Below are 13,363 nucleotides of genomic sequence, written 5' to 3'. Positions count from 1 at the left end.
GGACGTAAATAACCTTGTATAAACTATGTCTTTAGTGGGGTGTCGAGTGTTTGGGGGCAGTCACTGCCCCAAGAGAAGAGGGCGTTTAGAGGGCAAAAGATAACCGATTGCGGCCCGCGTGTTTTGCCGCGTAACAGGCGATATCTGCCTGACGCATGGCTTGCGCGGCTGTCTCAATTTGTCGGCTCAATGAAACGGCCCCCAAACTTGCAGTAAAGGCATAGGATTGACCGTGCCAATGGAACTGAATGGCGGCAATATCGGCAACGACCTGCTCCAGAATGTCTGTGGCGGGTGTGTTTTTGCAATTAAATAGTACGATAGCAAACTCATCGCCACCTAAACGGGCCACGAGGTCATTTTCACGTACTGCTTGCTGCATGGTTTGGGCCACCATTCGCAACACCATATCGCCCGCTTCATGACCGGCAGTATCATTGACTTCCTTGAAGTAATCCAAATCGACATAACAGAGAATATGCTGCTCATTCTCGCCCAATTGGCTGATGGCCTGGGTGAGTCGCTCTTCTAATCGCCGCCGATTAATTAGGCCAGTTAGCATGTCATGGTTCGCCTGATATTGCAGTTCGCGCTGTTCATGGCGAGCGCGCGTTACATCCTGGAATACCACTACTGCGCCAGTGAGTTGGTTGTCACGATCGTGTATCGGTGAAGCTGAACAGAGAATCTCTTGTCGTTCCCCCTGACTTGATAGCAACTGACTGCCTTCCGGCAATAAAGTATGACGCCCTTCACTCAAGCACTGGTTGAAAGCCAGCAGATGGTTTTTATCCTGTAGCGGGGACCATAAAATAAAGACGTCTTCAATCGGCAGGCCGCAGGATTCATTCTGGCTACGGCCCGTCATCTCTTCGGCTTTAGGATTCATTAATACAACGCGGCCTTCACCGTCGAGAGAGATAATCCCCTCCTGAATGGATGACAACACCCGATGCAACTGCTCACGCTCTTCATAGCGAGCCACTTCACTGGCACGCAGGGCATCTTCGCGCTGTTTTCGCTCACTCATATCACGAATTATTTTGGCATAACCCAGCAGTTTGCCACTGTGATCATGGACCACGGTAATGACAGTGACCGCCCAAAAACGGGTCATATCCTTGCGAACTAACCAGCCTTCACGCTCCATTCGACCAGCGGATGCGGCGGTTTTCAGCAGTTTTTCCGGCAGGCCAGCCGCGATATCCTCAGGTAAGAAGAAACAGCCAAAATGCTGAGCAATTATCTCATTGCTGGCATAGCCGATATTACGTTCTGCTCCGTGGTTCCAGGTATTGACCCGACCCCATGGATCCAGCATTAAGATGGCGTAATCTTCAACGGTATCAACCATCAGGCGAAAACGCTCTTCACTGACGCGCAATGCCTCTTCCCGTTGGCGGCGTTCTGTTAGGTCGCGGACAATTTTGGTAAAACCCAATAGTTTTCCGCTGTCATCATGCATCGGGTTAATCGCTACACTCGCCCAGTAACGGATACCATTTTTGCGTACATGCCAACCTTCGGTCTGGAAATTACCCTCAGCAGTCGCTTTGGCGAGAGATTTCTCCGGCAGGCCAGCAGAGATATCTTCTTGAGTAAACAGCAGGGCAAAGTGTTCACCAATGATTTCATCGCTGGTATAACCCTCGTTGCGCTCCCCGCCCTTATTCCAGGTGAGAATACGTCCATGGGTATCTATCATGTAGATAGCATAATCTTCCACTTCACTGATCAGATGACGAAACAGCTCTTCACTTTTACGCAAGGCATTTTCCCGCTGCCACTTATCGGTTAAATCGCGGGTCACATGGACAAAACCTTGCAGATTATTGTCAGTGTCATGCAGTGCGTTGAGGGTGAGGTTACCCCAAAAGCGTTTGCCATTCTTGCGCACCCGCCAGCCCTGAGTCTCATAATGACCAAACTGATTAGCGTGCTGTAGCCCTTTGGTGGGCAACTGCCCAGCCAAATCTTCTGGGGTATAAAACAGTTCAAAAGATTGACCAATAATCTCTTCAGCACCATAACCGGTATTACGCTCTGCGCCGCTGTTCCAGGTCAGGATATGCCCTTGGGCATCAATGATATATATGGCGTAGTCATCTACGGCTTCAATGAGGAGCCGGAAAATGTGATCGTCAAATGATGTCGGATGCATAGCCATTCCTGTATTTCCTTGAGTTTTTATTCAGCACACGCTGGCTGAGCAGAACTATAGCCAGAAGCTTTAATCTGTTATCGCGATAAGAGTGATGAGATAGTTTATCGTCAACTGAGGAAAGTAGGTAATAAGATTTTTATTACCAATAATAATTAATAAAGCAAAAAAAGGATTGGATATATCACTTTAGTCGTGGGCTTGTGAGGCCAGGCCTTTAGGTGCAAGGCTTCAGACGATTTCCTATTAAATCGATATAGTGTCAATAATAATACTTCACCTTAGGGATAATAGGGATAAATCCAAATTGAAAGTATATAAATAATGACTTAAGTGGGGAGAGTTGATTATTCTTAATTGCTCTAATTTTAATTTTAGGCATAGTTTAGCTGCAATTTTCTTTCATATCAGCCAACAGCGACATTACCGCGCGCGATCATGTTATTCACACAATAACGCTCATTCCTTTACGACTCAAAAAATATCCACCATTAAGCACAGAAATGCTTGCATCGGAAAGTGTTATCCGGATAATCCTGAATCCTTATAATAAGCATTCTCATTACTAACGGTTTTGTAAATTTTAGGGGCATCAATACAGTGAATCAATCAATCTCCACCCGCGCGCATCAGAAACGGCTTGCGCCGCGTCTTTTGTGCGTGATGATCGGCGCTGCACTCGGCACGTTATCGGCATCTGCATGGGCGGCAACTACCACAGACACGGCGTCTGAAAACGTTAAAAAAACCAGCGCCGCAACCGATACGGCCAAGAGTGATGAGAGCAAAAAGAGTGACACCATCACTGTCGTTGGAACGCAGGATACATTCCGCGCTGGCGGAAATGATTTGATCCCAACCTATCTGGATGGTCAGGTGGCAAATGGTGGCCGTATCGGCTTCCTCGGGCAGCAAGATGCCCGTAACGTGCCATTTAACGTTATCGGTTACACCTCCAAACTGGTAGAAGATCAGCAGGCGCGGACACTGGCTGATGTGGTCAGGAATGATGCTTCAGTACAGAACGTACGCGGTTACGGTAACGCATCACAGAACTTCCGCATTCGTGGTTTCAACCTTGACGGTGATGATATTTCGTTCGGCGGCTTGTTCGGCGTCTTACCGCGTCAGGTCATTGATACCAGCATGGTCGAGCGGGTTGAAGTGTTCAAAGGCCCGAACGTATTTGTGAACGGTATTTCCCCAAGCGGCAGTGGCGTGGGTGGGATGATTAACCTCGAACCTAAACGTGCCAGTGATACCCCATTGACTCGTGTAAGCGTGGATTATACCTCTTCCTCCCAAGTGGGTGGCTCGTTGGATGTGGGTCGTCGTTTTGGTGATAATGATCAGTTCGGCGTACGTGTTAATGCGCTGCATCGTGAAGGCGAAACGGCCATTCATGACCAGAAAAACCGTACTACAGCACTCTCTACCGGTTTAGATTATCGCGGTGAGCGCGCGCGTACCTCTTTGGATATTGGTTACCAGAAACAGACTGTTCACGGTATGCGTACTGATGTTGCCATTGGCAGCGCAACAGAGATCCCAGAACCACCTGCGGCGACATTGAACTATGGTCAGCAGTGGGTGTATACCGACATGGCGACCACTTTCGGTATGCTGCGTAGCGAGTATGATGTCAGCCAGAACTGGACGGTGTACGGCACTATCGGTGCTAGCCACAATGATGAAACAGGGCAATATGGTTCGCCGACGCTGACAAGTGCCAATAATGGCGATGCCACCATCAGCCGCCTGTACGTGCCATATGTATCAGACTCTATTGCCGGTTTAGGCGGTGTCCGTGGACACTTTGAGACCGGCCCAGTTCTGCATAAAGTGAATATTGGTTACGCCGCTAACTACCGTACGGCAAAATCTGCCTTTAACATGTCTGAACCGGTAAATACAAGTATCTATAATCCAGGTGTGGTTCCTTTCCCGCCGACATCAAGTTTACCTGGGTATGTCAGTGCGAATCAGGACCCAACACTCAACAGTCAGGTTCGCGCCAGCAGTATCTCCGTGTCTGATACCTTATCGGCGCTGGATGATAAAGTGCAGTTGATGCTCGGTTTGCGCCGTCAGGACGTGACTATCCGTAACTTTGATAATGGCGTAGCAGACAGTAAAAACGTGCAAGATGCCATGAAAGTGACACCGGTATATGGCCTGCTGGTTAAGCCATGGGAAAACGTTTCACTGTATGCTAACCACATTGAAGCATTGTCACCGGGCAGAGTCGCTCCTTGGTATACCGCCAATGCGGGTAATGTTACCGGGATTATTCATGCCAAGCAGAATGAAATGGGCGTGAAGTTCGATAACAAGCGCTATGGCGGTACTTTGGCGCTGTTTGAAATCACTCGACCTGCTGGCTCTATTGATGCAGCAACTAATATGTACACCTTGGGTGGTGAGCAGCGTAACCGCGGTGTTGAGCTGAACGTATTCGGTGAGCCAGTATTTGGTACTCGCTTGTTAGGCAGTGCGGTGTGGCTGGATCCGGTCCTGACCGAAGCGCAAAACAGCAAAAATAACGGTAATTATGCCGTGGGTGTGGCTCGCTATCAGTTAGTGTTTGGCGGCGAGTATGATATTAAAGCGGTTGAAGGCTTAACTGCGACCGGAACCGTGACCCGTTCTGGTTCTCAGTATGCTAACCAAGAAAACACCCTAAAACTGAAACCTTGGACTCGTTTGGATCTGGGCGTGCGTTACACCATGCCGCTGAAAGAGACCAATCTGATTTGGCGTGCCAACGTTGAGAACGTGACCAACGAGCGCTACTGGGAATCGGTTGAAGATACTGGCACTTACATGTATCAAGGTAATCCACGCGAGCTGAAACTGTCGGTCTCAATGGACTTCTGATCAGTTAGTTGATGCCAGCTCAGTTGGCCGATATCCGCTAACTAAAAACCCCGCATCTCTTTATGAGTGCGGGGTTTCTTTTTGTCGTGGCTTTATTTTACGGCGAGAATAAAAGGGTGCTGCCTCATCAGGGTATCAGGCAAGAACATAGATATGCTCATACAGAATATTAAAGCCGATACCAATCAAGACTACCCCACCCATGATTTCAGCGCGCTTACCCAATAGTGGGCCAATGTAGCGGCCAATCAACATACCGAGGGTAGCCATGATCATGGTGGCTAATCCAATCGCCATAGCGGTGTGAACAATGTTCACTTGCAAGAAGGCCAAGCCGACACCAATGGCCATGGCATCAAGGCTGGTGGCAATGGCGGTCATCACCAAGACCCAAAAACTGTGGCTGCGCATCTTTTCGGTCTCTTCGACTTGCTGCTTAGCGCCTTCAAAGATCATGCGGGAACCAAGAATAAACAGCAGACTGAAGGCAATCCAGTGATCCCACTCCAGAATATATTGACTGGCGAACAGGCCGATACACCAGCCAATCAGTGGGGTAATAGCTTCTATTACGCCAAATATTAGGCCGGTACGCAGTGCTTCTCTAAAACGGGGTTTGTGCAGACTAGCGCCTTTACCAATAGATGCAGCAAATGCATCCATAGACATAGCAAAAGCAAGAATAAGTGTTGCTGATAGATTCATAGAAATTGACTCGGCCGGGCGGCTCCATATACACGTAACCCACCCCCAACCTAACGACGGAGCTACGTGTCTATGGTCTCGCCAACCTTACCTGGCTGCCCGCACCACGTTTCATTAGATGAAACGAGTATGTTGATACGAGCGTTTCTGTATATCGCACTATTAAAAATAGAACGAATAGAAACCGGCTACTCCCCATGAACGCCGCAACCTTAACATATAAATTCTTATATCGACAACCCCAAAAACAATATGGCAAACCGATGGAATTGATAATGATTTTCATTATCGGATTATTAGTGGAAAATAGCGCACATAAGCATCATTAATGGTGTGGAAATAAAGCGGAGTGGGGATGAGTACTTGCTGGGAAATTAATCTATTAAGTCAAACTTCAATAGACTTACTTCCCAGTGAGAATGGATTTATGATTGATTTTCAACGAAAAAATTATAGATTTTCTCTAAATCATCTAATTGGCTAACTTGAATGAGTAACCTACGCTGCTCTAACTCAATGACTAAGATGCCATCTTCAGATAAATTCATACTTTGTATTCGGCTATATTCAATAAAAGCATTAGCGTAGAAGAAACCTGTATTTTTAAACAACAGTTTAGGCCAGCGAATATAAGAGATATAAACTGCAATTAATGCTAAACCCACTAATAAATAGGTGGTTAACGGCGCACCATTTGCCATGACATTATTGTAAATGAGGATAGCAATCAGTCCGACAAAGATAGCGCAGTCGATTTTGCTTTTACGTTTCAGGTGAACTTGTAGCCGAGTTTTGCCTTTCATCATATTCATGATGAATTCATCATAGATGGCGTAAGCAAGAAGTAGGGCAATAAAGACAACTAAAATGATATCGGTAACCGACATGCAACAACTCCCAAAATAGAAAACCGGGAGTATCCCCCCGGTTTTAGCTCAATCTAACGGTTCAATTAAGGTGCCAGGAAGCCGATCCAGTAGCCGAAGATACCGATGGCGAAGAAGCCCATAATAATCCACAGCGCGTTAACTTTACGGCGTAACAGCCACATACAACCGAAGGTTAACAGCAGTGGTACCAAACCTGGCATCAACTGATCCAAGATGGTTTGCACCGTGGTGACGGTTGTCTCGCCATTCTGGTTGGTTATCTTGGACACCACAACAGGTATGTTGACGTGCGTCCACTTGTTAACCAAGGCCCCCATCACAAACAGGCCGAGAATAGACGCCCCTTCCGTCAGTTTTTGTAGCAGGCCGCCGTCCATATCGCTGACGATATTGACGCCTTTTTTATAGCCGTAGGCCACACCATAATAACGGGTCAGCAAACGTACCAAGTTAAACAATACAAAGAACAGCAGTGGGCCAAGTAAGCTACCGCTCATCGCGATACCCGCACCAAGCGCCGCCAACACCGGACGTACAGTACCCCAGAATATGGGGTCACCCACACCGGCCAGAGGCCCCATCAGACCCACTTTGATACCGTTAATGGCCGCGTCGTCAATCTCAGCACCATTGGCTTTCTGCTCTTCCATCGCCAACGTTACACCCAGAATCGGGGCAGCAACGAAGGGTTGGGTGTTGAAGAATTCCAGGTGGCGTTTGATTGCCTGCTTACGCTCTTCCGAGTTCTCTGGATACAGGCGACGGATCGCTGGCACCATGGAGAAGCAGAAGCCTAGCGCCTGCATACGTTCGAAGTTCCACGACCCTTGGAAGAGGTTAGAGCGGATAAACACACCGCGAATGTCGGCGGGCGTGAGTTTCTTTTCACCAGCTGTTGTTTTATCAACACTGGTTTTATCAAGCACAGTTGTTGTATCAACCATTTCTCTCACCTATTCCTAGTCTAATTCGTTATCAAGATCGTTATTGGCCGGGCCAGACTGTACAACCTGAGACTTGTTGTATTTCGGGCTGAGCTGGATATAAAGCAGGGCCATAACCACACCAATAACACCCAGAGCCACCAGGTTGAAGTTGGTAAATGCGGCAGTAACGAAACCTAAATAGAAGAATGGCATCAGGTAGCCGGCACGCATCATATTGATAACCATGGCGTAACCTACTACGACGATCATACCACCGGCGATATTCAGACCACTGGTGACCACATCAGGAATCGAGCTGAGCAGCATCTGAACTTCAGATGTCCCAACAGACAGGGCAACGATCAGGGCAGGGATAGCAATACGCATCGCCTGTAAGAACAGAGCAGAAATGTGAATCCAGGTTATCGCGCGAAGGCTGCCACGTTCGGCGGCACCATCGGCGGCGTGCTGGAAGGCCACAGTAATCGTACGAACAATAATGGTTAATACTTGACCGGCAGCTGCCAGCGGAATAGCCAGTGCAATACCGGCACCGATGTCTTGACCGCCTGCAATAACCAGAATAGTAGAAATGATTGATGCCAGAGCGGCATCAGGTGCCACTGCGGCCCCGATGTTCATCCAACCGAGCGCGATCATCTCCAAAGTACCACCGATAATAATACCGGTTTTCATATCACCCAGTACCAGACCTACCAAGGTACAGGCGACAAGGGGACGGTGGAATTGGAACTCATCCAGAATGGAACCCATCCCGGCGATACAGGCAACTATGAATATCAGCACAATCTGAAGAGTTGTGATCTCCATTGTACTTCTCCTATGACCAAAAAAGCTGAGTAAAAATAACCATGCTCCAACACAGAACAGGGCATAACTTTGCTGCGTCGTTTTTAGTAATGCTATTTATTAAGTTTGCTTATTAAATCCATCATTTTGAGCCGGCTATCCGAAGAGACTTTTCGTACTTCCAGTTCAATACCGCGCGCATTTAACTTATTAAATGCTTCAATATCTTTTTCATCGACGGAGACCGCATTATTCACCTGGGTTTTGCCCTGACGGAATGCCATACCACCGATATTGACTGACTTAATGTCCACGCCAGCCTCAACTAAACGCACAACGTCAGTTGGGTTGGTAAATAACAACATGACCCGATCTTTGGCATATTTCGGGTTGTTGTAGACGCGGATAGCTTTTTCGACATCAACGACGTGCGCAGTGACACCCGGAGGGGCAACCTGCTTGAGCAAGGTGCTACGCATTTTGTCAGCAGCGACTTCGTCACTGACCACAATAATGCGGCTTACGTTAGTTTCTTTGGTCCAGCGCGTGGCGACCTGACCATGGATTAAGCGATCATCAATACGCACCAGCCCGAATTTCATGTGATCATTCGGACCTAAAGCAACAGCCGGAGCTTTGGCTTTTGGTGCTGGAGCTGTTTGTTGCGTCTCGGGCTTACCACTCTCAACTGCAGGCGCTTTCAGTGCTTTAATGCCCTTAAGACCGGTGTCCACCGCGACCTGCACCAATCCGGCAAATGACGGGTTATCGTCACGGCCCATAAAGGTTTCAACCAGCATCGGAATGTTAACCCCGGTGACGACCTCATAGTTCTCTTTATCGACGGCAATACGACTGGCGGCATTAAACGGACTACCACCCCAGGTATCAACCAGGAATAAGACACCTTGGCTGGTATCTAATTCGGTCAATTTATCGTTGTATTTTTCAATCAACGTTTCGGCATTCTCACCTGGGACGAAATCGATATAAGCGACGTTATCTTGCTCGCCTAAAATCATTTCAGCTGTTTTCAGCAGTTGTTCTGCCGCAGCCCCATGTGTGCCAATCATAATAGCTATACTCACTCGCTACCCCCTCTGTTAACTCAGAATTGAGTTCTCGCACGTAACAGAAAAATCAGTATTCACCAACGCCACTTCGGTACACATTGAATCTATTATGATAGTCACAATATCTATTCACTGCTGGCGATTTATACATTACAGAAATGAATCGATTCAGGTTGCTACCGCAATGTGGTTGGATGTGATTTATTTTAGTCAGTGAAAAAATAAATTATGTGACGGTGCTCATTTATTGGTACATGTTATGAATGATTTAGCTTACTTGGATAATTATTAGACACATATATGAGCACTATTGATGTGTTTGATCTCTGGAACATTCATCACACTAGGTGTGTCATGTTTAAAATTTATGCGATTTGTATGAATATTGACAGATAAGCCATGCCGGGTTGAGGGGAAACCACCGCGACGAAAAAGCGCGGGGCATAAAATGGGGGAATAGAGGGGGTTAGATAATAAATCCCCCTATGCTGATAAAAAGAATCCTGATAAAGTTAACGGCTCTTTTAATTGTCAGGAGTTAAGGGCCTCAGCTCTCCCTATGGACTGTCACCGAAGTTACTGTTTCTTTAGCGTTAACACCCAACCAGTGGGTCTAAATCTGGTTATCCCATCACGCACTTTTGCTGCGTATAATTTCACCCGATCCTTCTGCGTATCTATACTGACAACCGTACAGCGGCGTTTTGCTGCGTCTGTTGCCGGGCGCGCATCATGTGAGTCGTGTTCTTATTTTCGGAGTCTGACATGGAATTTCTAATGGACCCCTCAATTTGGGCAGGGTTACTGACGCTGGTGGTGCTGGAAATTGTTCTGGGTATTGATAACCTGGTATTTATTGCCATTTTGGCCGATAAACTTCCGCCTAAACAAAGGGATAAAGCCAGAATTATCGGCCTGTCTCTTGCGCTGATTATGCGCCTGGGGCTGTTGTCGGTCATCTCCTGGATGGTCACGCTGACAACACCGCTCTTTAGTGTCGGCAGTTTTAACTTCTCAGGCCGAGACCTGATTTTGCTGGTGGGGGGGCTATTCCTGCTATTTAAAGCCACCACAGAGCTACATGAACGGCTGGAGGGTAACCAGCACGATGACAGCGCAAATCGAGGTTATGCCAGCTTCTGGGCGGTCGTCGCGCAGATAGTCGTACTCGATGCCGTCTTCTCACTGGATGCCGTGATTACGGCGGTGGGGATGGTCAACGACTTGGCGATCATGATGACAGCGGTCGTGATTGCGATGGGCGTGATGCTACTGGCATCGAAAACACTGACCCGGTTTGTGAACGCGCACCCGACAGTCGTGGTGCTGTGTCTGAGCTTCTTGTTGATGATTGGCCTGAGCTTGATCGCGGAAGGCTTTGGTTTCCACATTCCAAAAGGCTACCTATACGCGGCAATCGGCTTCTCTATCCTGATTGAGCTGTTTAATCAGATTGCGCGCCGTAACTTCATCAAACATGAGTCCCGCTTACCCAGACGTCAGCGCACGGCTGAAGCCATCATCCGTTTGATGGGGGGGCGTCAGCAGCAGGAACCGCAAAATGGCGATCCGCAGCAGGCGCTACCGACCGAGGCATTTGCTGAAGAAGAGCGCTATATGATCAGCGGTGTCTTGACCTTGGCATCCCGTTCAATGCGCAGTGTGATGACGCCGCGCACGGAGATCTCTTGGGTAGACTGTAATCGCTCACAAGCAGAGATCCGTGAGCAATTGCTTGATACGCCACACAGCCTATTCCCAGTGTGCCGCGACTCACTCGATCAAATCATTGGCGTCGTTCGCGCCAAAGATCTGCTCGTCGCCATTGAGCGAGGTGAATCCATTTGTGAATTTGCTGCGGCAACGCCACCTATTGTGGTGCCTGATACCATGGACGTGATTAATCTGCTGGGTGTATTGCGTAAAGCAAAAGGCCGCTTAGTGGTGGTGAATGACGAATTTGGTGTCGTACAGGGGCTGGTCACTCCGCTGGATGTGCTGGAAGCCATTGCTGGTGAATTCCCTGATGAAGATGAAACGCCGGACATTATTACTGATGGTGATAGTTGGTTGGTGAAAGGGGGCGCAGACTTGCACTCTCTGGAGCAGGCGCTGGATTGCCAAGAGCTGGTGAGTCCAACGGCTGATTATGCATCTCTCGCGGGTATGCTGCTCTCTCACTCAGGGCATATGCCTAACGTGGGCGATGTGGTTGAACTGCATAACTTGCGCTTTGAGATTATGGAAGTTTCAGATTACCGCATTGAGCTGGTCCGCATCACCAAGCTGCATAATGAGCTGGAAGAGTAAAAGTCACTGACGGCGTGAAATGCTAAGACGTTAAATGCTAAAAAGGGGAGCTTCGGCTCCCCTCGTTGATCTCGAACGCGATTAATTAACGAAATTAATTACACTGCACTTTAATTGCCAAACCACCGCGGGACGTTTCGCGGTATTTCGCATTCATATCTTTGCCAGTCTCAAACATGGTTTCGATCACTTTATCCAGTGAGACACGCGGTTCGCTGGTGCGACGCATCGCCATACGGGCAGAGTTAATCGCTTTTACCGAGGCAATCGCATTACGCTCAATGCAAGGCACTTGCACCTGACCCGCAACTGGGTCGCAAGTCAGACCCAGATTGTGCTCCATGCCAATTTCAGCGGCAATACAGACTTGAACTGGGCTGGCACCCAGTAACTCAGCCAAACCGGCGGCAGCCATGGAACAGGCAACGCCCACTTCGCCCTGACAACCCACTTCAGCACCGGAAATAGAGGCGTTCATCTTATACAAAATGCCGACAGCGCCGGAGGAGAGGAAATAGCGGATAAAGATTTCAGGAGTGACGGGTTCGATAAAGTGATCGTAATAGGCCAGTACCGCAGGGACGATACCGCACGCGCCGTTAGTTGGGGCCGTGACGACGCGACCACCTGCCGCATTCTCTTCGTTAACCGCCAGTGCGTACATATTGACCCAGTCAATGACGTTCATTGGGTCATGAGACAGTTTATCGGAGGAAACCAGCAGGCGGCGCAGTGCAGAAGCACGGCGTGGTACACGCAGTGGGCCGGGTAACACCCCCTCGGTATTCAGGCCACGATCGATACAGGCCCGCATGGTCTGCCAGATGGCGGTGAAATAGGCGTTTATCTCTTCTTTACTGTGCATCGCCAGCTCATTCTGCATCACCATACCGGAGACAGACATGCCAGTTTGCTCGCAGTTAGCCAGAATTTCTTCCGCAGAATTAAACGGATAGGGCACGCTGACGGCATTCACCACCGCTTTGCCAAAATGCTCTTCATCAACGATGAAACCACCACCGATTGAATAATAGGTTTTGCTTAGGACTTTCTCATCACCGGCAAAGGCATGAATTTGCATTCCATTTTCGTGCAGTGGCAGATTATCACTGCGGAACACCATGCCGCCTTCGCGCGGGAAATCCACTTCATGCAACCCATTGGCCAACATCAGTTTTTGACGTAGTTCCACATCACGGATAAACGCAGGAATGCCATCGATATCAACGGTATCAGGCATATTGCCCGCCAACCCCATAATAATCGCGATATCGGTGTGGTGACCTTTCCCAGTCAGTGACAATGAGCCGTAAACATCCACGGCGACGCGCGTGACAGATGGCATCAGCCCTTGAGTCACCAGCAAATCAGCAAACTCCTTGCCAGCTTTCATTGGCCCAACAGTATGAGAGCTGGATGGACCGATACCAATCTTGAACATATCAAAAACGCTAATCACGCTAAAACTCCTTCACAACGCATATTGTTATTCTTATCGCAATGAGGCAGCTAAGAATATCTTTATTAAGTATACGCGTTCTATGGCTGGCAGTTGATGACTTCGCATAATATGTCTACAGGAAGTCATGCCATCACAGATCGCTGTCAATT

At 48.4% G+C, this 13,363-nt stretch carries 9 protein-coding genes and 1 riboswitch; of the genes, 2 read left to right on the top strand and 7 right to left on the bottom strand.

Features of this window, described 5'->3' with window-relative positions; genetic code table 11:
* Positions 1-85: 85 nt before the first annotated feature.
* The gene (locus ACZ76_RS00300) at positions 86-2,167 is read right to left on the bottom strand and encodes a PAS domain S-box protein (RefSeq protein WP_048615733.1); all 2,082 of its coding nucleotides are present in this window, start codon (positions 2,165-2,167) and stop codon (positions 86-88) included.
* Between the two features lie 594 nt (positions 2,168-2,761).
* Here ACZ76_RS00300 and ACZ76_RS00295 point away from each other — a divergent pair.
* The gene (locus tag ACZ76_RS00295; RefSeq protein WP_048615731.1) at positions 2,762-5,038 is read left to right on the top strand and encodes a TonB-dependent receptor; all 2,277 of its coding nucleotides are present in this window, start codon (positions 2,762-2,764) and stop codon (positions 5,036-5,038) included.
* Positions 5,039-5,173: 135 nt separating this feature from the next.
* Here ACZ76_RS00295 and mntP read toward each other — a convergent pair whose 3' ends face one another.
* From mntP to manX, 5 genes are all read right to left on the bottom strand, one after another.
* The gene (mntP, locus tag ACZ76_RS00290; protein ID WP_048615728.1) at positions 5,174-5,743 is read right to left on the bottom strand and encodes a manganese efflux pump MntP; all 570 of its coding nucleotides are present in this window, start codon (positions 5,741-5,743) and stop codon (positions 5,174-5,176) included.
* A 10-nt stretch (positions 5,744-5,753) separates the two neighbouring features.
* Positions 5,754-5,941, bottom strand: a riboswitch (yybP-ykoY riboswitch).
* A gap of 227 nt (positions 5,942-6,168) precedes the next feature.
* A complete protein-coding gene (locus tag ACZ76_RS00285) occupies positions 6,169-6,630 on the bottom strand; it encodes a DUF986 family protein (protein ID WP_048615726.1) in 462 nt (153 codons plus the stop codon).
* Positions 6,631-6,695: 65 nt separating this feature from the next.
* Positions 6,696-7,577 carry a PTS mannose transporter subunit IID gene (locus ACZ76_RS00280; protein WP_048615724.1) on the bottom strand — a complete coding sequence of 294 codons (882 nt, stop codon included), beginning with the start codon at positions 7,575-7,577 and terminating at the stop codon, positions 6,696-6,698.
* Positions 7,578-7,592: 15 nt separating this feature from the next.
* Complete coding sequence (locus tag ACZ76_RS00275) at positions 7,593-8,390, bottom strand: PTS mannose/fructose/sorbose transporter subunit IIC (protein WP_032814988.1); 798 nt, start codon at positions 8,388-8,390, stop codon at positions 7,593-7,595.
* Positions 8,391-8,482: 92 nt separating this feature from the next.
* Positions 8,483-9,457: a PTS mannose transporter subunit IIAB gene (manX, locus tag ACZ76_RS00270; protein ID WP_048615723.1), complete on the bottom strand. Its 975-nt coding sequence runs from the start codon at positions 9,455-9,457 to the stop codon at positions 8,483-8,485.
* Positions 9,458-10,207: 750 nt separating this feature from the next.
* Here manX and ACZ76_RS00265 point away from each other — a divergent pair.
* A complete protein-coding gene (locus ACZ76_RS00265; protein ID WP_048615721.1) occupies positions 10,208-11,752 on the top strand; it encodes a TerC family protein in 1,545 nt (514 codons plus the stop codon).
* A 94-nt stretch (positions 11,753-11,846) separates the two neighbouring features.
* Here the strand turns inward: ACZ76_RS00265 and ACZ76_RS00260 are convergent, their stop codons facing one another.
* Positions 11,847-13,211 carry an L-serine ammonia-lyase gene (locus ACZ76_RS00260; protein WP_048615719.1) on the bottom strand — a complete coding sequence of 455 codons (1,365 nt, stop codon included), beginning with the start codon at positions 13,209-13,211 and terminating at the stop codon, positions 11,847-11,849.
* Positions 13,212-13,363 lie beyond the last annotated feature (152 nt).

This window comes from Yersinia aleksiciae (assembly GCF_001047675.1).
Taxonomy (GTDB): domain Bacteria; phylum Pseudomonadota; class Gammaproteobacteria; order Enterobacterales; family Enterobacteriaceae; genus Yersinia; species Yersinia aleksiciae.
This window is presented reverse-complemented; position numbering and strand designations above follow the sequence as displayed.

Excerpts from the sequence above, each read along its gene's own strand:
- ACZ76_RS00300 (WP_048615733.1), bottom strand. The coding sequence starts at position 2,167 with ATGGCTATGCATCCGACATCATTTGACGATCACATTTTCCGGCTCCTC.
- mntP (WP_048615728.1), bottom strand. The coding sequence starts at position 5,743 with ATGAATCTATCAGCAACACTTATTCTTGCTTTTGCTATGTCTATGGAT.
- ACZ76_RS00285 (WP_048615726.1), bottom strand. The coding sequence starts at position 6,630 with ATGTCGGTTACCGATATCATTTTAGTTGTCTTTATTGCCCTACTTCTT.
- ACZ76_RS00280 (WP_048615724.1), bottom strand. The coding sequence starts at position 7,577 with ATGGTTGATACAACAACTGTGCTTGATAAAACCAGTGTTGATAAAACA.
- ACZ76_RS00275 (WP_032814988.1), bottom strand. The coding sequence starts at position 8,390 with ATGGAGATCACAACTCTTCAGATTGTGCTGATATTCATAGTTGCCTGT.
- ACZ76_RS00265 (WP_048615721.1), top strand. The coding sequence starts at position 10,208 with ATGGAATTTCTAATGGACCCCTCAATTTGGGCAGGGTTACTGACGCTG.